We start from the raw sequence: 25,644 nt of genomic DNA on the forward strand, positions 1-25,644 counted from the left end.
GCTATGGTACATAAGCCTTAAAAGTTCCGTTTTTGTAGAAAATTACAATTTTCTCAATTTCGTCTTCTTCAAAACTCAAATTTGATTTTTTGGTTTCAATCAAACTTTTAATGGATGATTTATTTTCTTCATTATTTATTGGAGTAAATAAATCTTCTCGAGAATAATTTTCATTTGATGAAGAAGGGGAGTCTGAATTTGTATTTTGAAAATTTGAGACAATTTCATTTTCTGATTTAGGAAAATTCCCTTTTCCAACTAGAATCCAATATAAGTCTACTTCCGGAAAAACATCCAAAATTTTCATGACAAAATCAAGACTTGGCTTATTTCTGCCAGAGAGAAGGTGAGACATACTGGAACGCTGCACGCCAATTTTATCTGCAAATAAAGAGGCATTTAGTCCATAATAATCCAGTATAATTTCCAGCCTTTTTACAAAATCATCGATGTTTACCATTGTAAATTATATTTTAAATTACACGTGTTTACAAATGTAACTAAAAAGATTTGATAATACAATTTTACAGTTGTAAATCGTTCAAATTAAGCTTTTATTGTGTGATTTTTACTTTATATAATCACTTATAACTAATTGAAATATAATATATTGATATTTTTTACTTAAAGTAATAACAATTGTTAACTGTATTTTACTGGAATCTTTAAAATCAACTAATAAATCTGTTTACATTTCTAAATTCTCGTTATTTTTTCTTGTTTACAATTGTAAAAATAAAGATGTTTACTTTTGTAAACTAATCAAAACACAATGAATTTAGAAGAATTATTCAACCAATACAAAGAGCAGTCAATCGAAGGTAGATATTTGACTTTAGATCATATTCAACCTTTATTAGACAAACTAAATACTAATAATCAAGTTAAGGTTATAGGAAAATCTGTTTTAGGAGAATCTATATATAGTTACGAAATTGGAACCGGAAAAACACGTATCTATTTATGGTCTCAAATGCATGGAAATGAAAGTACGACAACTAAAGCGCTTTTTGACTTTATTAATGTATTAAACAGCAAATCTGATTTTGCTGAAAAAATGCTATCTACATTTACATTTTATGCTATTCCTATTTTAAATCCTGACGGCGCCAGGCTTTATACACGTGAAAATGCAAATAAAATTGATTTAAATCGCGATTCTCAAAAACTGACACAACCTGAAAGTAATGTTTTGAGAGAAGTTTTTGAGAGTTTTAAACCTGATTATTGCTTTAACCTGCACGATCAGCGTACTATTTTTGGTGCCGGCGATACTGGTAAGCCTGCAACTGTCTCTTTTTTAGCTCCGTCCTATAATGAAGAAAGAGAAGTGAATGAAAACAGACAAAAAGCCATCAATTTAATTGCAGGAATTAACGATGAATTGCAAAAATATATTCCCGGACAAGTAGGAAGATTTGACGATTCATTCAATATAAACTGTATAGGGGATACTTTTCAGTTTTTAGGAGTACCTACTATATTATTCGAAGCCGGTCATTTTCCTAACGATTATGAGAGGGAGATTACCAGAAAATACATATTTTTCTCACTAATTTCAAGCTTTGAACTCATAAGCGAAAACGATTTAGTCGTCAATAGAATTTCTGATTATTTGAATATTTCACAAAATAAAGTCGTTTTTTATGATTTTATGTATAAAAATATCAAAATAAATTATGATGGTATCGAAATTATTACGAATTTTGTCGCACAATACAAAGAAGAATTGATTGAAAATAAGATTCATTTTAATGCTTATATAGTAGAAGCAGGCGAATTGGAAAATTATTTTGGTCATTACGAATACGACGGAAATGAAGCTGTTTATTCTGATGATTATCTTAATATTCCGAAAATGAACCAAAAAGCAGATTTTTATTTAAATAAAAATACTAAATTTGTTAACGGGTTGATAAAAAGTTAATTTTTATGTGAATTTGTTGTTTTTTATATATATTTTTATACTTTGTAATAGCAATTAGTAATATTAATTAAAGAATTATGAGTAAATTTCGTTTAGATGAAGTAGATCACCAGATTTTAGATATGTTAATAGACAATACGAGAGTTCCGTTTACTGACATTGCAAAAAAACTATTGATTTCTGCTGGTACAGTACACGTTAGAGTAAAAAAGATGGAGGATGCCGGTATCATCATGGGGTCTTCATTAGCCTTAGATTACGATAAATTAGGTTATTCATTCATTGCATATGTTGGGGTATTCCTTAATAATACATCACAAACTAAATTTGTATTAGAGCGTATCAATCAAATTCCATTCGTAACAGTTGCTTCTGTAACGACAGGAAAATTTAACATCTTTTGTAAAATTAGAGCAAAAGATACTAAACACGCAAAAGAAGTTATCTTCATGATTGATGATATCGAAGGTGTTTACAGGACTGAAACTATGATTTCATTAGAGGAAAGTATTAACGATAAGAAGCGTTTGATGCATACTATTTTCAAAAATATGTAACAATTCCTCTTGAATGCTATATTAAAATATAACCTCAAGTTTATTCTTGGGGTTTTTTTATGACCAATTAACCAACCAACTATAAAAGAATTTATGTACACGTTGCCAAAAATAGAACGTTTTAACAAAGACGTTCTCTCTAAATACCACATTTACAATAGTGTTTTCATAACATTACCATTTGATTCTATTGATAATACAGGAGTTTTATTGCCATTATTTACAGAAACTTGCGAAACGGGATTTAAAAAACAAGAAACTCCAAAAGAAATTTTTGATTTCTTTTCGAACAAGTTCCTGAACAATGCTTCAGAAACGGAGAAAATCGACTTAATGTTTCGATTTATTCAATATATAGAACGCCAGATTGTATTGTTTGATGCCATTGAAGATGCTGCTTTTCCGGAAGTTAACAATATGGAAGGGCGAGGATCTTTACGTGATATTAAAGAAAAATCAGATGCAAAAGAAAAAGACGACGAATTAGTTAATTTTTTAGAAAATTTCAATGTTCGTACGGTTTTAACAGCGCATCCAACACAGTTTTATCCTGGTCCTGTTTTAGGAATTATAAACGATTTGACCGAAGCAATTCGCCAAAACGATTTATTGCAGATCAAACAATTATTGGCGCAGCTGGGGAAAACACCTTTTATTCAGCATGAAAAACCAAATCCTTACGACGAAGCCGTTAGTTTGATTTGGTATCTAGAAAATGTATTTTACGCTACAGCGGGAGAAATTGTGCATTATTTGCAAAAAAATATTAATGACGGAAATCAAATTCAGAATCAATTGATAAAATTAGGATTCTGGCCGGGAGGTGACCGTGACGGGAATCCATTTGTTACAACAGAGATTACGCTTAAAGTTGCAGATCGATTAAGAACTTCAATTTTAAAGTGCTATTATGTTGAAATGAGAAACTTAAAAAGAAAGCTAACTTTCTCTGGTGTAGATACTTTGGTATCTGATCTTGAACATAAACTTTACCGTTCAGTGTTTTATTCTAAAGGAGAAATTTTTATCACTTTAGACGAATTATTGACACAGCTTAATAAGATTCGAACTATAATTATTGAAAAACATCAATCTTTATATTTAGACGATTTAGAAGCTCTTTTAGTAAAAATTAATTTATTCGGATTCCATTTTGCGACTTTAGATATTCGTCAGAATAGTAAAATTCATAATGCTGTTTTTAAAGATGTCGTGAATTATTACTTAAATTCAGGTTCAGATACTTTCCCGAAGAATTATTATGAACTGACAGAAGATCAAAAAATCGATGTTTTATCAAAAATAAAAGGAGATTTAAATCCTGCTGATTTTGAAAATGAAATTACAAGATCTACTTTAGAATCTGTTCAGGCAATTAAAACCATTCAGGAAAACAATGGAGAAGAAGGTGCTAATCGTTACATTATTAGTAATAACGAAAGCGCCCTAAACGTAATGGAAACTTTTGCGATGATTCGTTTGAATAATTGGGAGAATCCAACTGTTGATATAATTCCGCTTTTTGAATCTGTAGATGATTTGCAAAATGCGCATCAAATTATGGAGCAATTGTATACAAATCCTGAATATTCTAAGCATTTAAAATCAAGAGGAAACGAACAAACAATTATGCTTGGTTTCTCTGACGGTACAAAAGACGGCGGTTATTTAATGGCCAACTGGAGTATTTATCAGGCTAAAATTTCGTTAACTGAAATTTCAAGAAAATACGGAATTAAAGCTATTTTCTTTGACGGACGCGGCGGGCCTCCTGCACGTGGTGGTGGTAAAACACATAAATTCTATGCTTCTTTAGGTCCAAAAATTGAAAACAAAGAAATTCAGATCACGGTACAAGGGCAAACAATCAGTTCTAATTTTGGAACTTTAGATTCTTGTCGTTTTAATATTGAAAATTTATTAAGTGCAGGTATAACCAACCAGGTTTTTGGTAAAGAAAAGAATGAGCTAACTCCAGAGGAAACTCAAATCTTGACGCAATTAGCTGATTTAGGATATGAGAAATATTTAAGTTTTAAGAATCATCCAAAATTTATTCCGTATTTGGAAAAAATGAGTACGTTGAAATATTATTCTAAAACTAACATTGGAAGCCGACCTTCAAAAAGAAGCAAATCTGAATCATTAGATTTTGCAGATTTAAGAGCGATTCCGTTTGTTGGATCTTGGAGTCAGTTAAAACAAAACGTGCCGGGTTTTTTTGGAGTAGGAACAGCTTTGAAACATTTTGAAGAATCAGGTCAATGGGATAAAGTAAGTAATTTGTATCATAATTCATTATTCTTTAAAACATTGCTTGAAAACAGTATGATGTCATTGGCAAAATCATTTTTACCATTAACAGCTTACATGAGAAAAGATCCTGAGTTTGGTGAATTCTGGCAGATTATCTACGATGAATTTTCTGAAACAAAACGTCTTTTATTGAAAATTGCAGATCATAAAACCTTAATGGAAAATTATCCTGATGGTATAGCATCAATTCAAATAAGAGAGCGTATTGTATTGCCATTGTTGACAATACAACAATATGCATTGCTAAAAATCAATGAATTGAACAAAGAAAATTCTACGAATGAGGAACTAATCAAAGTATACGAAAAAATCGTAACGAGATCTCTTTTCGGAAACACAAACGCAAGTAGAAATTCAGCTTAATCGTAATTTGAAAACTATAAAATTATAAAAATGATTGCAAGTCAGTTACTAGAAAATGAATATTCGGGTCATTTTGGTACTTATATCAGAGAAGCCGGTGATGGAAAATTAATTGAAGAATTAGAAATTTCTCTTCATGATTTTATCCGATTTGTTCAAAATATTCCAATGGATAAATTTGATTATCGTTACGCAGAAGGGAAGTGGACAATTAAGGATATTATCCAGCATATTATAGATACTGAACGTATTTTTGCTTATCGTGCTTTGAGATTTTCAAGAAATGACAAAACACCTTTGCCTAGTTTTGAAGAAGATGATTATGCAAATAATACAGAATCGAACAAAAGAAGTATTCAGGATTTGTTGACTGAACTTTCTGCTTTAAGACATTCAACTTTATTGTTTTACAAAAGTTTATCAGAAGACCAGCTTAAAAGAATTGGAACTGCTTCTAATAATCCTATTTCAGTTCGAGCATTAGGTTTTGTGATGATTGGACACCAAAAACATCATCAAAAAATTTTTGAAGAAAGGTATTTGTAAAAACTAAAAATTTTATAGATAAAGTAAACCCGACAGGTTTTAAAAACCTGTCGGGTTTGTTACTTTAAGATAAGATATGTAATTTCGACATAGAATAACAAAAATTATTTTAATTCTAATTTTTTCAATCGTGAAGTAATTGCACCATTATTTCTTCCAAGTAAATCAGCTATTTCTCCAACTTTTTTACCTTCATTAAATAGATTTGTAAGTTTTAAATCTTCTGCTGCATCCCATTTCTTGTAGGCCTCGGTATGAACAAGACGTATTTCATCAACAGAATAGGATTTGTCTTTAATTTGATTATTATGTTTTCTCTCAATAAACGCTAAACCAAATCGGATTTTATCATAAGACATTTTTTCTTCAAAGTATTCAAAATAAGGTCGTAAAGCGCTAGGATTTTCTAATTCTAGTTGAGCTTTTTCAATCTCAATGATTTCTTTATTAGAAACAAACTGGCTTAAATCAAAATCGTTTCCATCAACATATAATTTCGCTAAATGAGAAACGATCGTAGTTTCTCCCAAATTTCTTTGTCCTGCGATTTCTTCAATAGAAAGTCCGTTTTGAAATAACTCTAGAGTTTTAGCATAAGTGCTTTCCTTTTTTTCTTTTTTAACGACAGATTTATTTCTTTGAAATTCAACAATCGTTTTAATAAAGTCTGCTCCATATTTTTCGAGTTTTGCTTTTCCAACACCTTCCACGGCAAGAAAATCCTCATCGCTCATTGGTCTTAAAATTTCCATGTGTCTTAGCGAAGCATCGCTGAAAATCACATAGGCCGGAACTTCTTCTTCCTGAGCAATTTCGTAGCGTAATTTTCGAAGTGTTTCAAAAAGAGAATTTTTAGCAGCTGTTTTTGCTTTCTCTTGTTTTACTTCATTTTTATCGATTACTTTTTTAACAACCGTTGTCAGTTTTACTTTTTCACCCTCAAACAAAACTTTTTTTGCAAAAGGGGTTAATAAAATTTTATTATGCTGATGAAACGCAATTTCACAATATCCTAGATTAATCAGCTGAATTAAATATTGATTCCAATCGTACCACGAAATATCGGCTCCAATTCCGTACGTTTTTAGCGTTTGATAATTTTTTTCGTAGATATACGCGTTTTTTGAGCCTCTCAAAAAATCAACAATCACAGCTAAAGGTTCTGTTTCTTGTAATCTTGTAATAGCCGAAAGTGCTTTTTGCGCGAGAATCGTTCCATCAAAAAATGTTGGAGGATTTTTGCAAATATCGCAATTACCGCAATTTTCTGTAACTAGTTCTCCAAAATAAGAAAGAAGAATTTTTCGCCTGCAGCTTACTGCGTCTGCATATTGCTTCATTCGTTCTAATTTGGCAAGCTGAACATCAGAATTTAATCCTTCAGAAGCAAATTTCTGAAGCTGAATTACATCGGCATAACTTTCAAATAAAACAGTTTCAGCAGGTAATCCGTCACGGCCTGCACGGCCAATTTCCTGATAATAACCTTCAATATTTTTGGGTAAATTGTAATGAATAACCCAGCGAACATTTGATTTATCAATTCCCATTCCAAATGCAATCGTAGCGCAAACTACCTGACAATCATCATTTATAAACTGATCCTGAGTTTTTGCTCGGGTTGTATTGTCTAAACCGGCATGATACGCTTTTGCAGCAATTCCGTTTTTAGATAATTTCTCTGCAAGTTCTTCGGTCGTTTTTCTGCTCAAACAATAAATAATTCCTGATTCGTTGGGCTTATTCTCGACAAAATCAATAATTTGTTTTACACGATCTAAAGCTGGCCTTACTTCAAGGCTTAAATTTGCGCGATCAAAAGAAGCTACAAAAGTTTTTGGACTTTTTAAATTTAGCTGTTTGGTTATATCTGCACGTGTTGCTTTATCGGCTGTTGCAGTCAGAGCTAGAACTGGAGTAGAAGGGAAGCGGTTTTTTAAATATCCTAAATTGGTATAGGCTGGTCTAAAATCATGCCCCCAAGACGAAATACAATGTGCTTCGTCAATTGCAATTAAACTGATTGTCAATTCGTTAAAAACATTATCTAAATAGGATAAACTTTCTGGAGCAATATAAACGAGTTTAAAATTATTCGATTTCAAATTATCGATATAAAACTGCTGTTCTTCAGATGATTGACTGCTATTAATATAACATGCAGTGATGCCATTTGTTTTTAAACTGTCTACCTGATCTTTCATCAAGGCAATTAAAGGCGAAATAACTATAGTTATTCCAGGTAATATAAGGGCCGGCAGCTGAAAACATATTGATTTTCCACCACCAGTAGGCATAATAGCTAAAGTATCTTGTCCTGATAAAATAGTTTTTATTATTGTTTCTTGATTTGGCCTGAATTTTTCAAATCCGAAATTTTCTTTCAGTTTGGTGTGTAGTAATTCTGATTTCATATTGGCGAATAATTTATATTTTAAAAGTATCTTTAAAATATAAATATAGTAATTTTCTTATAATTTTGTTTGCATGGGTAAATAAAAAAGGAACTCAAAATAGAGTTCCTTTGTCTTTATTTTAAAAGTAAATGATTAATCTTCATCGTCTTCATCATCGTCATCATCAGCTATATCGTCTGGGTCTCTGTCTTCATCGTCATCATCGCCGCCATCTACGTCTGGTTTATCTTGATTGTCATCATCATCATCGTCATCATCTGCAGCATCATCATCAAGATCAAGACCTTTAACTGGCTCGATTGTATCAACATCAAGATCGATATCATCATCTTCATCATAATTTTCGATTCTGTCAGCAAGTTTAGTACTGATTTTTACTAAATAAATAGTGTCTTCAGTACGAACTTCAACAGCTTCTACTAATTCGTTTTTAGCGTTTCTAAAACGGATAACATCCGAATCATCATAACCATCAGGAAATTTTTCAACCAAAAGGTTTAAAATTTCGTTTGTCAGTTTGGCGTAGTCTACTATAACTCTTTTCATAAAAATATCCTATAAATCTAATAAATATGCAAAAATTAACGGTGCAACAATTGTAGCATCCGACTCAATAATAAATTTAGGGGTTTTGATATCTAATTTACCCCAGGTGATTTTTTCATTTGGAACTGCTCCTGAGTAAGAACCGTAACTAGTTGTTGAATCAGAAATTTGGCAGAAATAACTCCAGAATGGAACATCATGCATTTCCATATCCTGGTATAACATTGGTACAACACAAATAGGAAAATCTCCTGCGATACCACCACCAATTTGGAAGAATCCAATACCGTTTTGGCTGTTTTTTGAATACCAGTCAGCAAGGAAAGTCATGTATTCAATACCAGATTTCATTGTAGATGCTTTCAATTCGCCTTTAATCACGTATGATGCAAAAATATTACCCATTGTACTATCTTCCCATCCCGGAACAATAATAGGTAAATTTTTCTCAGCAGCAGCATACATCCAGCTGTCTTTTAAGTCAATTTCGTAATATTCTTCTAAAACGCCTGATAATAACATTTTATACATGAATTCATGTGGAAAATAACGTTCTCCTTTATCATCAGCATCTTTCCAGATTTTATAGATGTGTTTTTGTAAACGTCTAAAAGCCTCATGCTCAGGAATACAAGTATCTGTAACACGGTTTAATCCTCTTTCCAGTAAAGCCCATTCGTCTTCTGGTGTCAAATCACGGTAATTAGGAACTCTTTCGTAGTGAGAGTGAGCTACTAAATTCATGATATCTTCTTCTAGATTGGCTCCAGTACATGAAATAATTTGTACTTTATCTTGTCTAATTATTTCTGCAAAAATTTTACCAATTTCTGCTGTACTCATTGCACCAGCCATACTTACCAACATTTTAGATCCATTTGCTAATTGTTGTTCGTATTCTTTAGCTGCATCTACTAATGAAGCAGAATTAAAGTGTAAATAATGTTTTTCAATAAACTGACTGATTGGTCCTTTCATTTTGTTTTTTGTTTTTTGTTTTTTTTTGAATTAAAAGTTTTTAACCTTTTGGATATATGCAAATTAATAATTTTCTAATTATTAATCTTAATTATTTTACAGTTTTTTTTTACAATTTTTTCTTGTATCCTAATATTTTTAATACATCGTCTGAAGTCTGTTGTTCAGAGAAAACTTCTGTCGCCAGAATTCCATTTTCATCACGATCTATCAAAATATGTTTTGGCTGCGGAATCAAACAGTGGTGTAAACCTCCGTAACCTCCAATTGTTTCCTGATATGCTCCTGTATTAAAGAAACCAATATATAATGGCTTTTCCTTGTTATATTTAGGCAGATAAATGGCGTTCATGTTTTGCTCTGAATTATAATAATCATCACTATCACAAGTCAATCCTCCTAACAAAACCCGCTCATAAGTATCATTCCAGCGATTAATAGCCAGCATAATAAAACGTTTATTAATAGCCCAGGTATCCGGAAGGGTAGTAATGAAAGATGAATCGATCATGTTCCATTTTTCTCTATCATTTTGTTGTTTTTGATACAAAATCTGATAGATTGCTCCACCGCTTTCACCTACAGTAAACGATCCAAATTCAGTAAATATATTTGGTACATCAACTTCAGCTTCATCACAAGCTATTTTAATTTGATTGATAATTTCATCAATCATATATTGATAATCATATTCAAAAGCCAGCGAGTTTTTAATTGGGAAACCGCCTCCAATGTTCAAACCATCAAGAGTAGGGCATTCCTTTTTAAGCGCAATATATACTTTAATACATTTTACAAGCTCGTTCCAGTAATATGAAGTATCGTTTATTCCGGTATTAATGAAAAAGTGAAGCATTTTAAGCTCTAATTTATCATTTTCCTGAATTTGTTTTTTGTAAAATGATACGATGTTTTTATAACCAATTCCTAATCTAGAAGTATAAAACTCAAATTTAGGTTCTTCTTCGGCTGCAATACGAATTCCAATTTTGAATTTTCCTTTGATTTCTCCCTGAAGCAAATCAAGTTCTTCGTAATTGTCAATAATCGGAATAGTGTTTTTATGTCCGTTATTGATCAATCTCGCAATATTATTGATGTATTCGTCTCTTTTAAAACCATTACAAATTACATAAGTGCTTTTGTTGATTTTACCATTTTCTAATAAATTCTCAACAATATTAACATCAAACGCAGATGAAGTTTCAATATGAATGTTATTCTTAAAAGCTTCATTCATAATATATTCAAAATGAGAGCTTTTTGTACAATAACAATAGTAATATTTTGCTTCGTATTTGTTCTTTTCCATTGCGATTCTGAACCAGGCTTTTGCCTTATTAATGTTTTCAGAAATCTGAGGTAAATAAGTAAACTTTAATGGTGTACCATACTGTTCAACCAATTTCATCAAATCAATGTTGTGAAACTGAAGATTGTCTTTGCTTAGTTTAAATTCCTCTTGCGGGAAGTAATATGTTTGATTAATTAGATCCGAATATTTTGTATTCATTTATATTTCAATATTTTAAGTAGTAATTATTAAATTTAGTGATTTTCTTCTAAATTTAAAATTCAAACTCTAATATTAGCAAATATAATTTGCAGTTTTTCGTGTTCTGCTTTTGAGCATTGGAAAACATCAAAGCAAAACGGGCTTTTACTATTATAAAAACGATTCAACATTCTAAGTAAAGAACTGTTGAGACGGTTTCTGTAAGAGCTAAATTGTCTTTGTTTATTGTTTGTTTTCATTGTGGCAAATGTAAAAAATAATATATACCAAAAGCAATGCTTTTAATTAAAAAAAGTTTAAGATTTATAATCTTGAAACGCAGCTAGAATTAATTTATTTTCAACGGATTGGTTAATTTTTATCTTTCCTATTCCTTCAATTAATGCAAATTGAATCAATCCGTATTCATTTTTTTTGTCATGAATTAGCAATTCCAGAATAGGATCGATGTCATTTTCTTCAAATTTTACATCGTCATAAATTGCTTTTATAGCCGTTTTTATTTCAGAATATTCTGCTGAAGTAATTAAATCTTTATGAAGGGAAATATAACTTTCTAAGATCATTCCCACAGCAATTGCTTCTCCGTGTAATAAAGTTGTTTTAGATTTACTTTCTAAAAAGTAACTTTCGATGGCATGACCAAGAGTATGTCCGAAATTAAGTGCTTTACGGATGTTTTTTTCTGTTGGGTCCTGAATTACAATTTCATTTTTAATTTCAACCGAACGGTAAATTAATTGATCTAATGCATTGTAATCAATAGCACCAAGATCAAGAAATTCTTTCCAGTAAGCTGCGTCATAAATCAAACCGTGTTTTAGCATTTCTGCAAGTCCGGAACGCATTTCACTTTGTGGTAAAGTTTCAAGGTATTCTGTGTCAATCAAAACCATTTGAGGAACATTTATAACACCAATCTGGTTTTTAAGATTTCCTAAGTCAACTCCGGTTTTTCCTCCCACAGAGGCATCAACCATAGATAATAGAGTAGTAGGGATGTTTATAAAATCAACACCTCTTTTAAATGTTGAAGCTACGAAACCGCCTAAATCTGTTACAACACCACCACCAAGATTAATTATAAGTGATTTTCTGTCTGCACCAAGTTCTGTTAAAACATGCCAGATTTCAATGCAGGTTTCTATATTTTTATTGGCTTCTCCTGCTTCAAACTCGATAATTTCGATATTTAAATCTGTTTCAATTACAGGTAAAAGTTTTGGCAGGCAATACTCATTTGTCTCAGTATCAACTATAATGAAGATATTGGAGTATTTATTTTCTTTTAAATGTTTATTTAAAGCTTCGTATGCATACTGGTTAAAATGCACAAGATAATTGTTCGCTTGAATGGATTGCATAATTCTACGGTTAATTGAAACCGCAAAATAAGGCATTTTTAACTAAAATATATTCAAATTTTGGCCCTAATTTGTTTAAAAACGAATCATTCTAAATTAATGTTTTAAATGAACAGAAACTATTTACACATCCTTAGCAATTGTTGTGCATCAGAATAGTTTTTATCTTTTGATATATTTAAATATTTACAGGCATTAGTTTTGTCATCTTCTTTTAAATAACAAACCGCAAGGAAATACTCTGTTTTTCCGTCATTTAAACCTGGATACTTTAAAGCATCCAATAAATAATTGATTGCTTTTTTTGACTGCCCGACTTTTAAATAGTAGAAACCAATATTTTGTGCAGCGTAAATGCTTTTTGGATCAATTCTTAAAGCTTTTTGATATGACACAAGTGCTTTATCCATTTCTTTCTTTTCTTCAAAATTTTGACCTTCAGTAATTAAGTCTGCAATTAAAAGATCATTTTTTCGTTTTTTTAATATCGCTTCATCTGCAAGATTATTATTTTGACTCTTAGCCATTAATTGTTTCGCTGCAGGATAATTTTTGTCTTTTGACAGATTAAAATATTTGAGAGCATTCGTTTTATCATTTTCTCTTAAATAAGAAATACCTAAGAAAAACTCTGTTTTTCCGTCTTTTAAACCAGGATATTTTAATGCTTCAAGTAAAGCGTTTATTGCTTTTTTATTTTGGCCTTGCTTCAAATAATTGAATCCAATATTTTGGGATATATAAACATTTTTGGGATCAATTTTTAATGCTTTTTCATAGAATTGTAAAGCATTGTTTAAATCAGATTTATTTTCAAAATTCTGGCCTCCGTTTAGATAACTTGTAATTAAAAGCTGATTTTTTTGAGCAGTTAAAGTACTATCCTGAGGAAATTTTTTCAATCCTTGATCAATAAACTTAAGCAAATTTTGATAATTATAACCTGAAAATTTAAGTCCGCGAGCGGCAAGATCCCATGTTTGAGGCATTGGTCTATATTGTGAAAACAACCTGCTTTGTTTCAATATTTCTAATGTATCTTTTTTTGCTATTGCAAAATTAATTGCAGCATTAAATATTGCATAATTTCTTGGACGAAGATAGAATGCCTGCTTAATATAAATATAAGCACTGTCAATATCTCCTTTATTCTTAGATATAACATTTTTGTAAAATTCAATACGTCCCGAATATCCATTGATTTTTTTAGCTTTTGAAAAGCATTTTAAAGCTTTATCATATTGCTTTTCACGAATATAGTAGATTCCGGCATATTCATAAAATGATTCTGAACTACTAAAAGTATTTGGGTATGCAGCCATTTTATTTACGACCTGGTCTCCAGTAAGGAATCCTTTTAGGTTCACATTTATATCATCACGGGCAATTAAATATTCTAAATTTGATGCTTTATAAATTATAAAAGCAGAATAGCTTGTTAATATTGATACTACAATTATAATTGATGTTATAATTTTTAATGAAATTTTATTTGGTAATGCAATTTGATTTATTTCAGAATTAGTTAAGCTCAAGGCTAAAATTAAACTGAAAAATATTGCCATTGTTGGTCTGTACATTGGGAAATTAAAGAAAGAATCGATTCCATATACTATTAAAAGTAACAGAGTTAGTAATGCAATTATCTGAGATTCTTTATTTTGTGGTTTTATTAATCTTTTAAGATTTATAATGAATACACAAATAAATATAGAAAGATAGATAAGTCCGTTTAGAATTCCTGTTTCTGCTAAAATCTCAAGAAAGTCATTGTGTGTATGTAATGAAACTGTAGAGTCATTAGAAGTCGTTCTTTCGTAAGGAATAGATTCAACTTGATAATTACCCAATCCTATTCCTAAGACTGGACTTTTGCCACTCATTTTTATAGCATTATTCCAAAATAACAATCTCGCTTTTGAAGAGGCATCTTCTGTATTAATTTGACTAACTCTATTTTCTAATGAAACATATCTGTTTTTATCTTTTGATTTTTGAAAAATTGAGTTTGCAAATAATATAGCAGTCAATACTGGGATTGTAAGGAATAAAATTTTAGAAACCGCAGCTCTTTTAAATGAAAATTCTTTTAAGAGATAGATAATATAAATTAAATAGATGAGGAATAAGTTAATAAGCGGTGTTCTGGCTCCCGTTAAAAAGATAACTGAAGTAACTGAAAATAAGATAAAAACTAAAAACCACTTTTTGTATGTTGTAAAATGAGCTATACCCAGCAGTAAAAAAGGGATTTTAATAGTAAGGCTCGCCGCCAAAATATTTATATTTCCTGTATTTCCCTTCATTCCATTTAATAAATCCATAATTGAAGCATGTCGTGGAATAATAATAAAATGACAAAGCTGCTGGCAGGATTGAATTAACGCACTAATACTTACTATAAATATAATTTTATAAAGGAGATCTAATTTATTTTTTAAAAGAATAGAAAGGTTTATAAATAAACAGAATACAATTACTATTTCTGTAAATTTTGTAAAGACTAATGAAGTATTTTTTGCTGCAAAATAGGATATAGCACAAAAGAAGAGGAACGCTAAATATAATTTAAAAATATAATTTCTCTTTATTGAATAAAAAATATCAGCAGCTATTAATGAAGAATTGAAATAAAAATAAGCAGCAATAATTACGTTTAATACTGAAAGGTATAAAAACTGTGGATTAATGATTTCTACACTTTTAAAATAGGGCAGAAAGTCAATTATTAATAAAGAAGAAATAAAAAGAAGAACTATAAAATTAGGAATAGAATATTTTCCTTTTACTTCACTTATAATACTATCAATCTTTTGAGTATTCATACGTTTTCATTTTTTTGCAAAATTACATAAAAATAAAAGTAAAATCCTACTTTTTTGGTAAACAATATTTTTAAGAGGTTTAAAGATATCAAAAAATATGATATGATTTAGTAAATAATATTCAAAACAGTCTATATCTTTGCACAAAAACTAAACTTAATGGAAAAAATATTCGATAACACTCAGGTTGCTTTTTCACTTAAAAGTGATACAGAACTTGACAGGGCTTATTTTCTTTTTAAAATGATTGATAGTGAGCCTTTAGTACGTATTGGAACTGCTGTTACAAATTTTGCAATCAAAGCACATCTTCCGGTTGAAGGATTGATTCGTGCAACGGTTTTTGATCATTTTTGTGGAGGAGTAAACGAAGACGACTGTTTAACTGTAGTAGATAAAATGTTTACCAAAGGCGTTTCATCTGTATTAGATTATTCAGTTGAAGGTAAAGAAGAAGAAGCGCAGTTTGACGCAGCTTTAGAAATGACCTTAAAAACTATTGAATTTGCAAAAGAACGTTTAGCAATTCCGTTTGCAGTATTTAAGCCAACAGGTTTAGGGCGTTTTGAATTGTATGAGAAATTAGGCGAAAAACAAACTTTAAGTCCAGCAGAACAAGAAGAATGGAATAGAGTGGTAAACCGTTTTGATCAGGTTTGCAATGAAGCTCACAAAAAAGATGTTGCGTTATTAATTGATGGTGAAGAAAGCTGGATGCAGGATGCTGCTGACGAATTAGTTACCGATATGATGCGCAAATACAATAAAGAAAAAGCGATTGTATTTAACACTTTACAAATGTACCGTTGGGATCGTTTGGATTATTTGAAAAAGCTTCATGAAGTTGCTAAGGTCGAAGGTTTCTTTATTGGAATGAAATTGGTTCGTGGTGCATACATGGAAAAAGAGAATAAAAGAGCAGAAGAAAAAGGATATGTTTCTCCAATTTGCATTTCTAAAGAGGCAACTGATATTAATTATGATGCTGCTGTTCACTATATGTTAGAGCATTTAGAAACAATGGCCATTTTTGCAGGTACTCATAACGAATTGAGTTCATACAAATTAATGGAAATGATGGCTGAAAAAGGAATTGCCAAAAACGATAAAAAAATCTGGTTCGGGCAATTATACGGAATGAGCGATAATATTAGTTACAACTTAGCTGAAAACGGTTATAATGTAGCAAAATATCTTCCGTTTGGGCCAGTTAAAGATGTTATGCCGTACTTGATTCGCCGCGCTGAAGAAAATACTTCGGTTGCAGGGCAGACAAGCCGCGAATTATCTATGATTAAAGCAGAACGTAAACGTAGAAAAGGAAAATAATAGTTTTCAGTCTCGGTTTACAATTTACATATAAAAAAGCTCCAATGAAAATTGGAGCTTTTTTTATTTTCTTAATTCTTTATGTAAACTGGACTAAAGTCCAGCCCTACAATATGGATCGAGCCAAAGGCTCTTAGGTAGTTCCGAAGGAACGAATTATATTGTAGAGCTGGACTTTAGTCCAGTTTAACGTGTTCATATCCAAAAAAAGCAAAACCCGACAGTTTTTAAAAATCTGTCGGGTTTGCATTATAATTGGAATTTAAAAATTGAAATTTCTTAAGAATTACTAAACTGTAAATTACTTAAGTTTTTATAAATTCCGTTTTCTAGATTTATTAATTCCTGATGCGTTCCTTCTTCTGAAATTTCTCCATTGTCCAGAACTAAAATTTTGTCCGCATTTCTAATCGTTGAAAGGCGATGAGCAATGATAATACTTGTTCTTCCTTCCATTAATACTTCTAAAGCTTCCTGAACCAGTTTTTCGCTTTCGCTGTCTAACGATGAAGTTGCTTCGTCTAATATTAAGATACTTGGGTTTTTAAGTAAAGCTCTTGCAATTGCAATGCGCTGACGCTGTCCTCCTGATAATTTAACGCCGCGTTCTCCAACCAATGTTTCGAATTTCTCAGGGAAACCATCCACAAAATTGAATGCATTCGCTTGTTTTGCTGCTAATATTATTTCTTCATCAGATGCATCTGGTTTTCCGTATGCAATATTTTCTCGAATTGTTCCTCCAAAAAGAATAACATCTTGCGGAACAATACTCATATTTCCGCGAAGATTTTCTAAATCATAGTCGTAAATACTTTTTCCGTCAACTAAAATTTCTCCTGAAGTTATATCGTAAAAACGTAATAAAAGTGATGAAATAGTTGATTTTCCAGCACCACTTGGGCCAACGATTGCTATTTTCTGTCCAAATTCTGCAGAGAAATTTACATCTTTTAAAACCTGAACTTCTTTTCTTGAAGGATAACTAAAAGCAACATTCTTAAAAGAAACAATTCCTTTGATTTTCTCAATAGGAGATGTTTTTGGGCTTGCATTGATTGCTTCCGGAGTTTCTTCTAATAATTCAAAAACACGTTCTGTTGCTCCAACTGCTTTTTGAATTTGCGCATACATTTCGGCAATTCCTCCAAAAGAAGCGCCAATAAAGGTTGTATAAAGCACAAACGAAATTAAATCTCCAACACCCTCAACTTCACCTTTTATAGTCAATGTAATTCCGTACCAAACGACAGCAACTACACATCCAAAAAGACATAAAATGATAAACGATGCAAAATAACCTCGATATTGACCACCTTTAATGGCGATTTTTACAATCTCTTTTATTTTGTTTCTATAACGTTGAATTTCGTACCATTCATTGGCAAAAGCTTTTACATTACTGATTCCCTGAAGTGTTTCTTCAACGATTACCTGGCTTTCAGCTACTTTATCTTGAGTTTTCTTTCCGTATTTACGGATAAATCTTCCAAATATAACGGCGGCAACTGCAACAATTGGTACAATAGCCAACATCATTAAAGTTAATTTAGGACTTATATTTCCTAGAATAACAAATCCTCCAATAATCAGGATTAACTGGCGTAAAAACTCGGCAATTGTAGTAGTAAAGGTATCTTGTAGCTGCGAAATATCAGCACTGATTCTACTATTTAACTCTCCAACACGCTTTTGAGAATAAAAAGACATTGGTAGTTTTACCAGATTTTCATATAAAGCAAAACGGATATTAGATAATGAATTCTCTGTGAAATTTACAAAAAGTGAAATTCTGAAAAAAGAGAAGATCGCCTGAAGCGTAAGAATCACCATTAATCCAACAGCAATTTCGTTAGCCCTGCTTAGGTTTTTGTTGGTAACGCAATCAACCAGCATTCCCATTAATTTAGGAAAGGCAAGGGCAGTGGCGCTGGTTAACAATAAGAAGATCAAACCAAGGAAAAATTTCCATTTATGACCTTTTCCGTATTTAAAAATTCTGAAAGCTTTTTGAAGTGAATTAGAGTCTAATTTAGCCTTTGGTAAATCATTTTCCTGAAATCTTGCCATTTGAGTATACAATTAAGATATGCAAATGTATGACTATAGCAAATGATTACAAAAGATTATTATAAATTAGGCGGTTGCACTCTTGTTTTTAACTAAAATTAACTAAAACGTAATTTTTATTTAATTTTTAAAATGCTGAAAAATAGGTTGCTAAATAAAAGCATAAAAAAAATATTTGATTTTTTTTGAAATATACTTGCAAATACAAATTCTAGCTGTATATTTGCACTCGCAATCACAAAATGATAGCAGCCTAATAAAATAGGGCGATTAGCTCAGCTGGTTCAGAGCACCTCGTTTACACCGAGGGGGTCGGGGGTTCGAACCCCTCATCGCCCACCAAGAAACTCCTTAAGAAATTAAGGAGTTTTTTATTTTATATCATTCAGGAAATCTGTAATCTTCATCTTTTTAATTTACCAACAATCACCAATAGTATTTCCCTTTTTGTGTAATATTGTAAAACCTCTGCTTGATTGCTCTATATTAGTTAAATGATTTAAAAAGATACTATGAAAGAAGATGCTATAAAAACAATAATTGATTACCACTTAAATAAATGGGATGACATTGCATTAAATTCACTTCCAATTCGAATTGAAACAGAAATGGCAGATCCTACGCAAGATAAAAAGGAAGAATGGAGGATTTGGTTTCCCATTGACAGCAGAGTAAACGATTTTGAAATTGAAGAATTTGAAAATCAACTTGGGCATAAATTACCAAATGACTACAAAACCTTTTTAAAGCATAAACACTTTTACGAACTTCAAATTTCAGAAGTTTCATTTTGCCGACACCCAGTTAATATATGGAAAGCCAGCCTTTCTGAAATGATTTTTGAGGATTATCCAACCGAATTTTTAATTGAAAAAGGATATGTTCCATTTGCGAGATGGAGTGATTGGGGATTGCTTTGTTTTGATAGTAATCGCAATAAAGAAAACCTTAATTATCCTATTGTATTATGGGATCATGAAACTGAAGATCAGATCAATGATGAGTATGAAGACTTTTATAGTTTCCTAACTGAAATTGACATTGAGGATAAGAAAAACATTAGTTAACGAGCTGTTCAGACTATAATTTCATGTAATAGTATCAATTAAGTTAAAATAGAAAAAACTTACAAGCCAACTTATAAATAATTATAATTCCTTAACTTTATTTATACTATACATCTATAAAAACTGAAGTTATGAAAACTAGAATGATTTGGGGAAACTTGGTTACTCACGATATACAAAAAACAATTGAATTCTATACAGCATTAGATTTCAAACAAAACGGGAAAGAAACAAATGAACTGGTAAGTTTTATTTTTGCAGAAAACCATTTTATAATAAACTTTTTTACAGCTAAAAGATTTGAAAATGCTCTAAGAGGCAATTTAGCTAATACTAAAATCGAAAACGAAACTATTTTTTCTTTATCTGCAGACAGCAGTGAAGAAGTAGACCTTTGGTATGAAAAAATTAAAAAAATAGGCGGCACAATTTTCTCTGAGCCTGAGGATTTTGAAGTAGGCTACACCTTTGGTTTTGCCGATCCTGATGGTCATAAATTCAATTTTTTATATTGGCCGGGAATGTAACCATATATATATTATATTAAAAACCTCCAAAGTCATAATGATTTAGGAGGTTTTTTTATTTTATTTCCTTTAGCCCATTCTTCTTTTAGGCTTTATGCTTTCCTCAAAACTTTATTCTGAATGTATCTTCTTCTTCCATTTGTGTTTTTACGCTTCACTGTTTTTGTATTAAAGCCTATATTTCTTTTCGGTTATTAGACTAAAATGTTATTTAAGTAAGTTTATTTTTAGAATATTTTATAACTAATACGGAAAAAACTTATTTTTTAACATATTTTTAATATATTTGATTATCTCTAGTCCTTAAGTCGAAGGAGATTTAAAAAGCAAATATTCACAGTCAAAATAATTAAGGAGAAGAATTTGACCCGAACACTCCCATAACAAAGTACGGCGAAACTAATACATAAAACAATGAATAAAAATTTAAAGATTAAAAACTTGTTTTACAATAAGTTAATTCGTTTCCCATTGATGATTTTGATTTTATTGCTCTTTCAAAATTGTGCTGATGAAAATACTCCCAAAGAAAATCCTCAAACCAAAACTAATGAAAAAAATACTAACGAATTAGCTTTTCCTAATAGTACTGGAGAACTAATTACAATAAATTCTGGTTCAGGAAAGAATATTACTTTAGAAAAAAAGCAGAATGAATTTATTTTATCCGGAGATATTCTTTTAACACCGGAACAAGTTTCTTTATGGTCAAAAGAGCCTTCACAAACAGGAAAAACTGGTTTATCAGAATTATCAAAAAGATGGGCATTTTGTACCGTTTATTATACTATAAATCCATCCTTAACTAATCAACAGCGAGTTATAGATGCAATTGAACACTGGAAAACAAGATACCCAATTGATTTTGTTGTAAGAACAACACAAACCAATTATATAGAGTTTATACCGGCAGACGGATGCTACTCTAACTTAGGAATGATTGGCGGCCGACAAGTGATTGGATTGGGAACTGGGTGTTCAACTGGTAATACAATACATGAAATAGGACATGCTTTAGGTTTCTTTCATGAACAGCAAAGAACCGATAGAAGCAACTCTATTAATATAAATTATACTAATGTCATACCCGGATATGAAGATCAGTTTAGAACTTATAGTGAATTGGGACTTAATGGCTATCAAATAGGACAGCTTGATTTTGATTCCATAATGCTATATGGTTCTTACGCTTTTTCGTCTAATGGCTTTCCAACTATGACAAAATTAGACGGATCTACTTTTATAGGTCAAAGAACTGCACTATCAGCAGGTGATTTAGAAATGATTTCATCAATGTACACCTGTCATTTGCCTCCACCTCCTAAAATCACAGCAGATGGACCTAATTACCTCTCTTCAGGTGTTACTATGATAACCTGGAATTACACTGGAAATTTACCCAATGCAGATTTAGACAGTATTATTTGGTGGTATCGAAAAGTTAATACAAACGGTGCGTCATATGCAATAGGGTGGGGAGCTACTGGTTATTTTACGGCTGTTCCTGATACAGTTTATTCAGACCCCGGATTTCAGACTTCTGATTTTAAGATCTATTTTACGATAAAAAACACAGCGGGAGTTACCTACACAAGCGACGTTTATAGTATTATGAAAAAAGGAAAATTTAAATTAGAAAATTCACTTTAAAAATTTAATAAAAAAAAGCTCCATTAGAAATAATGGAGCTTTTTTTATACTATTAATTATTCTCAACCAGTTCAATATCCATAGTTTTTATAAGTCCATCCTGAAAAGTATAAACATGTTTTACCAATCCTTCGAACATTAAACTGCCTTGTAAATTTTTTACAGTTTGGTGTACTTTAACTTCCAGGTTTCCATTTTCTCTTTCGGTAAAACCAACCGGCTCAACTTTTGGATTTATTTCTGTCCATTGTCTTGTCCAATATTGCTTGATTTCATCGTGTCCACTTATGTAACCGCCTTCCCAGGCTTTTGACCACTGAACATCTGGCTGCATTGTAGATAATGCGTTGTCGATGTTTCTTTCATCAAATCTGTGGTATTTTGAGTAATCTAACATCTTATTTCGGCAGCATAGTATCACTAATACTAAGTGTGTACAATAATTCTGGATAGGAAAAATCCATAGTAAAATTTTCCTGCCCTCTTAATTTAAAAAATTCTGTTTTTTGATCCTCATTCGCCAATTCTAATAATTCTCCGTTAGAAAATCTAGGCTTATTATCTTCAAATTGAATAAAGGTTTTTGATTTTCTAAAGGTGATACCCAGCCATTTATTCGATTCAGATGTTTTTTGTTTCGGAACAGATTCTAATATAATTTTATGAAGAAATGCCATGTTTGCTGACAATGGAAATAATACAACCGAATTATGATTTAAAATAATATCAAATTCTTCATATGTAACTTTATCTTTTACTTTAAGCTTTCTTAAGTTTTTTTCAGATAGTTCTTCGGGATTTTCATAACAGCTGAAAAGCCCAATAAAAGAGCCTTCTTCCAGATCTAAAGCCTGATCTGAATGATATTTCATTGTAGCATAACTTGAATCGTAAACTTCAATTAATGCATTATTAAAATCAACTTTGGGTAAATTATTTATGTTATACTTTTCAATTTCAACATTTAAACCCGCTATTATTGATTGATGCAAAGCAGAAAATTGGTTAGCAGGGATATTATAAATAGTTGTAGTTCTCACTATAGGAACACCCTTACCTTTAACATCAACTAAATGATTTCCGAGCCTGCCTTTTCCTGTAATTTCAAAATCAGCAGAATGCAGCAGTTCATTAAATAAATTATTTTCGAATGGAAGGATAATTTTTTGAAAGTTTTTCATTTTGAGATGTACAATTAATATATAGGCTTTTCATAATCACCAGCATTCATACTAAAATGAACTTTTCCATATTCGATGTTGTTTACGGTCATATTTTCTTCATAATAAGAATCTCGCAAAGCACTCATTGTTTCCTCTGTCATTTCCTCCAGTTTAATTAACCCGCCGTTTTCTTTAATATAAGTTTGATTTTCCGTGTAAACCGCTTCCAGATTAGAGCATCGGGCAACATACCCCATTCTTATTGGGATTTGATCTACGTTTAATGTCGAAGGCCTAATTTCATGCGTATACAATCTATTTGTTGAAAGTGGAATCAAAAAGGCTGAATTTGGATATAAAGTAACGCTGAATTCTTTTTCTAAAGAAGGATCAGTAACCGTATTTTTTAGCTTAAAATGAAGTCTCGTCAATCCGCTCGTTTCCTTATAACACCAATCGTATCGGTCTTTTTTAGAAGGTTTAAGTTTATCAAAGTTGGTATTATCATAAAAAGTACAAAAAGCAATAATTCCTTCTTTTGGCATATCTTTGGTTTTATCAGAATGTGCTTTTATTTTTGATTTTACTTCCTTAGAATTTTCATCTGATTTTACTTTATTTTCATAAATCTGAACCAATACATGATTTACCTTCGTTTCTTCTTCAAAAGTCTGTTTAACAGCATCGTTTAACGCTTTCATTACAGTATGATCCGTTTCACGAAAATTATCTGTTGGACCTGTAAAATTGCTCGAGCATCTTAAAAGATTAAAATGCAGTATTTCTTTATCCGCAGTTTCTTCTTTTAAAATTTCGCTTAGGTAAATCCCGGTTCTTAAAGCTTTAGATCCTTTATTGGACTCTGTTAAATTTTGAAATAAATGCTCTGATTTGATTTTATCAAAATAACCATTTCCAATGAACATTTCCCTAAAATAGACCCCGGCATTGCTCACCAGAATAGGAACTTGTCCAAGTTCAACGATATGAATATCTGCACTAACTGCACTTTCATAATTTGTAGAAAACTCCTTAATTACAAAGTAAGTTCCCTTTGCATCCTTGAGCTGACTAATATTACCAAAAGCATAAACTGTTTTATTATTTAATGAAGTTTTAATCTCTGAAAAGTCAGTAATAACTTTTCCACAGAAATTAGAAACTAAATATCCAAGTTCTGATGAAGTATCGATTGTGTCTTGTAAAACAAGAAGTATGTTTTTGTCTTTTGAAATACTGTTTTCGGTATGCAGTTTGGTCATTTTTTATTTAAATATGGATTAGGCTTAAAGAGTTTATTTATACATAAATATTAATAAACCGGTTCCCAAAGCTCAATTTTATTGCCTTCTGTATCCATTATATGTACAAATTTGCCATAATCATAGCTTTCAATTTCATCAAGAACCGTTACGCCATTTGCCTTAAGTTTTTCTACAAGACCTTCAATGTTTTGAACACGGTAATTCACCATAAAGTCTTTTTTTGATGGAGAAAAATATTCATCACCTTTTTTAAAAGGACACCATTGTGTTGATTCTATCTGTTCTGGTTTATCAAGATTTCTGGATTCAAAACTTGCCGAACCCCAATCATTGATTTCTAATCCTAAATTTTTAGCATACCAATCTTTAGTTTCTTTCGGATTTTCAAGAAAAAAGAAAATACCGCCAATTCCAGTAACTTTTGGAGTTGTATCGTCTGGTTGATTTTGTGAGTCTGACATATTTTTAGCTTTTAGTTATAAAGGTTCGTTTTCTTTGAGTAAGATAAAATTATTTAAAACAAAAGATTAAATTAAAAATATTGATTACGATTTTTTGTATATTTTTTTGGCTTCTTTTCTGCTTCTTTCAAAAATATCTTTTCCAAATTTTATAAAAATTAATTCATCCATTTTTTCAGAATAACATTTGGAATATTCTGTTATCACACATCCTAAATTTTTTGAAATAATTCCATATTTCTCCTTTCTATAATTTTCAAGAAACTTATCAAATTTTGGATCAATCTGAATAAGAAGTCCATAAGAAAAGCTATTATAGATTCCGTTATTAAAATCGGTTTGAGCTTCAACAACTCCTTCATTACAATTTTTAAATCTTATAGAATCTTTTTCAACAATATATTTTTGTTGAGAATAGGCAGATAAACTGCTAAAAATTAAAGCTAAGGTAAAGTGTTTCATTTGGATTCGCATTCAACATAAAGGTTAATGATTAAAAAAATCTGCTTCTTTTTCGGTTTTCTCAATCTCTTTTACTTTTCTCTCTTTAAGATTTACGATTGCTCTTAAAAAACTCACTTTTGTTGAATCTTTGTAGATCAAACCACGCCACTCAACGCTTACAATTTTTAAATTTCTATTGGTTGTTGGATAACATTTATACTGCGTATATTGCGGGCCTGATTGTATTGTTTTTTCCTTTATGACATTTTTTACTGAAATATCATTTTCAGCAATATACATAGCAAGCGAATCA

General features: G+C 30.9%; 22 protein-coding genes and 1 tRNA gene. 9 read left to right on the forward strand and 14 right to left on the reverse strand.

Annotated features, from left to right (window positions below; genetic code table 11):
* Position 1: 1 nt before the first annotated feature.
* Positions 2-460 carry a helix-turn-helix transcriptional regulator gene (locus tag BUE10_RS00445; protein WP_073481148.1) on the reverse strand — a complete coding sequence of 153 codons (459 nt, stop codon included), beginning with the start codon at positions 458-460 and terminating at the stop codon, positions 2-4.
* A gap of 312 nt (positions 461-772) precedes the next feature.
* On the opposite strand from BUE10_RS00445, the gene BUE10_RS00450 reads away from it, so the two are divergent.
* The 4 genes from BUE10_RS00450 (at position 773) to BUE10_RS00465 (ending at position 5,709) form a co-directional block, all read left to right on the forward strand.
* Positions 773-1,927 carry a M14 family metallopeptidase gene (locus tag BUE10_RS00450; protein WP_073481149.1) on the forward strand — a complete coding sequence of 385 codons (1,155 nt, stop codon included), beginning with the start codon at positions 773-775 and terminating at the stop codon, positions 1,925-1,927.
* Positions 1,928-2,004: 77 nt separating this feature from the next.
* The gene (locus BUE10_RS00455) at positions 2,005-2,484 is read left to right on the forward strand and encodes an Lrp/AsnC family transcriptional regulator (protein WP_007805990.1); all 480 of its coding nucleotides are present in this window, start codon (positions 2,005-2,007) and stop codon (positions 2,482-2,484) included.
* A 93-nt stretch (positions 2,485-2,577) separates the two neighbouring features.
* Positions 2,578-5,163, forward strand: a complete 2,586-nt coding sequence (locus tag BUE10_RS00460; protein WP_073481151.1) for a phosphoenolpyruvate carboxylase — start codon at positions 2,578-2,580, stop codon at positions 5,161-5,163.
* A 30-nt stretch (positions 5,164-5,193) separates the two neighbouring features.
* On the forward strand, positions 5,194-5,709 hold the full coding sequence (locus BUE10_RS00465) for a DinB family protein (protein WP_073481153.1): 516 nt from the start codon (positions 5,194-5,196) through the stop codon (positions 5,707-5,709).
* Between the two features lie 104 nt (positions 5,710-5,813).
* Here the strand turns inward: BUE10_RS00465 and recQ are convergent, their stop codons facing one another.
* From recQ to BUE10_RS00495, 6 genes are all read right to left on the reverse strand, one after another.
* Positions 5,814-8,123, reverse strand: a complete 2,310-nt coding sequence (gene recQ, locus BUE10_RS00470; protein ID WP_073481155.1) for a DNA helicase RecQ — start codon at positions 8,121-8,123, stop codon at positions 5,814-5,816.
* Positions 8,124-8,258: 135 nt separating this feature from the next.
* The gene (locus BUE10_RS00475; protein ID WP_073481157.1) at positions 8,259-8,672 is read right to left on the reverse strand and encodes a DNA primase; all 414 of its coding nucleotides are present in this window, start codon (positions 8,670-8,672) and stop codon (positions 8,259-8,261) included.
* 9 nt (positions 8,673-8,681) lie between these two features.
* Complete coding sequence (locus BUE10_RS00480; protein WP_056209248.1) at positions 8,682-9,650, reverse strand: deoxyhypusine synthase family protein; 969 nt, start codon at positions 9,648-9,650, stop codon at positions 8,682-8,684.
* 109 nt (positions 9,651-9,759) lie between these two features.
* Positions 9,760-11,163 carry a type III PLP-dependent enzyme domain-containing protein gene (locus tag BUE10_RS00485; RefSeq protein WP_073481159.1) on the reverse strand — a complete coding sequence of 468 codons (1,404 nt, stop codon included), beginning with the start codon at positions 11,161-11,163 and terminating at the stop codon, positions 9,760-9,762.
* A gap of 299 nt (positions 11,164-11,462) precedes the next feature.
* Positions 11,463-12,530: a 3-dehydroquinate synthase gene (gene aroB / locus BUE10_RS00490; RefSeq protein ID WP_073482961.1), complete on the reverse strand. Its 1,068-nt coding sequence runs from the start codon at positions 12,528-12,530 to the stop codon at positions 11,463-11,465.
* Between the two features lie 119 nt (positions 12,531-12,649).
* Complete coding sequence (locus BUE10_RS00495) at positions 12,650-15,355, reverse strand: O-antigen ligase family protein (protein WP_073481161.1); 2,706 nt, start codon at positions 15,353-15,355, stop codon at positions 12,650-12,652.
* Between the two features lie 159 nt (positions 15,356-15,514).
* Here BUE10_RS00495 and BUE10_RS00500 point away from each other — a divergent pair, with 159 nt between their 5' ends.
* Positions 15,515-16,684 (forward strand): proline dehydrogenase family protein, encoded by a 1,170-nt coding sequence (locus BUE10_RS00500; protein WP_073481163.1) that lies wholly within the window; start codon positions 15,515-15,517, stop codon positions 16,682-16,684.
* Between the two features lie 279 nt (positions 16,685-16,963).
* Here BUE10_RS00500 and BUE10_RS00505 read toward each other — a convergent pair whose 3' ends face one another.
* Positions 16,964-18,754 carry an ABC transporter ATP-binding protein gene (locus BUE10_RS00505; protein ID WP_073481165.1) on the reverse strand — a complete coding sequence of 597 codons (1,791 nt, stop codon included), beginning with the start codon at positions 18,752-18,754 and terminating at the stop codon, positions 16,964-16,966.
* A 264-nt stretch (positions 18,755-19,018) separates the two neighbouring features.
* Between BUE10_RS00505 and BUE10_RS00510 the strand changes: the two genes are divergently transcribed.
* The 4 genes from BUE10_RS00510 (at position 19,019) to BUE10_RS00525 (ending at position 21,998) form a co-directional block, all read left to right on the forward strand.
* Positions 19,019-19,096: transfer RNA gene (locus BUE10_RS00510), tRNA-Val, on the forward strand.
* A 170-nt stretch (positions 19,097-19,266) separates the two neighbouring features.
* Complete coding sequence (locus BUE10_RS00515; RefSeq protein ID WP_073481167.1) at positions 19,267-19,821, forward strand: SMI1/KNR4 family protein; 555 nt, start codon at positions 19,267-19,269, stop codon at positions 19,819-19,821.
* A gap of 131 nt (positions 19,822-19,952) precedes the next feature.
* Complete coding sequence (locus BUE10_RS00520) at positions 19,953-20,348, forward strand: VOC family protein (protein ID WP_073481169.1); 396 nt, start codon at positions 19,953-19,955, stop codon at positions 20,346-20,348.
* Between the two features lie 414 nt (positions 20,349-20,762).
* Positions 20,763-21,998, forward strand: coding sequence for a M12 family metallopeptidase (locus BUE10_RS00525; RefSeq protein WP_083597903.1), 1,236 nt, complete (start codon positions 20,763-20,765; stop codon positions 21,996-21,998).
* A gap of 52 nt (positions 21,999-22,050) precedes the next feature.
* On the opposite strand, the gene BUE10_RS00530 is transcribed toward BUE10_RS00525, so the two are convergent.
* The 6 genes from BUE10_RS00530 to BUE10_RS00555 all read right to left on the reverse strand — a co-directional run bounded on the left by BUE10_RS00530 (position 22,051) and on the right by BUE10_RS00555 (position 25,631).
* Positions 22,051-22,395 carry a nuclear transport factor 2 family protein gene (locus BUE10_RS00530; protein ID WP_073481173.1) on the reverse strand — a complete coding sequence of 115 codons (345 nt, stop codon included), beginning with the start codon at positions 22,393-22,395 and terminating at the stop codon, positions 22,051-22,053.
* Between the two features lies 1 nt (position 22,396).
* Positions 22,397-23,179, reverse strand: coding sequence for a hypothetical protein (locus BUE10_RS00535; protein ID WP_073481175.1), 783 nt, complete (start codon positions 23,177-23,179; stop codon positions 22,397-22,399).
* Between the two features lie 14 nt (positions 23,180-23,193).
* On the reverse strand, positions 23,194-24,423 hold the full coding sequence (locus BUE10_RS00540) for a hypothetical protein (RefSeq protein ID WP_073481177.1): 1,230 nt from the start codon (positions 24,421-24,423) through the stop codon (positions 23,194-23,196).
* A 50-nt stretch (positions 24,424-24,473) separates the two neighbouring features.
* Positions 24,474-24,887 carry a VOC family protein gene (locus BUE10_RS00545; protein WP_053473215.1) on the reverse strand — a complete coding sequence of 138 codons (414 nt, stop codon included), beginning with the start codon at positions 24,885-24,887 and terminating at the stop codon, positions 24,474-24,476.
* Positions 24,888-24,971: 84 nt separating this feature from the next.
* Positions 24,972-25,349 (reverse strand): hypothetical protein, encoded by a 378-nt coding sequence (locus BUE10_RS00550; RefSeq protein ID WP_073481179.1) that lies wholly within the window; start codon positions 25,347-25,349, stop codon positions 24,972-24,974.
* A 24-nt stretch (positions 25,350-25,373) separates the two neighbouring features.
* Complete coding sequence (locus tag BUE10_RS00555) at positions 25,374-25,631, reverse strand: hypothetical protein (protein WP_073481181.1); 258 nt, start codon at positions 25,629-25,631, stop codon at positions 25,374-25,376.
* Positions 25,632-25,644 lie beyond the last annotated feature (13 nt).

It is taken from the genome of Flavobacterium sp. CF108 (assembly GCF_900129795.1).
Taxonomy (GTDB): Bacteria; Bacteroidota; Bacteroidia; order Flavobacteriales; family Flavobacteriaceae; genus Flavobacterium.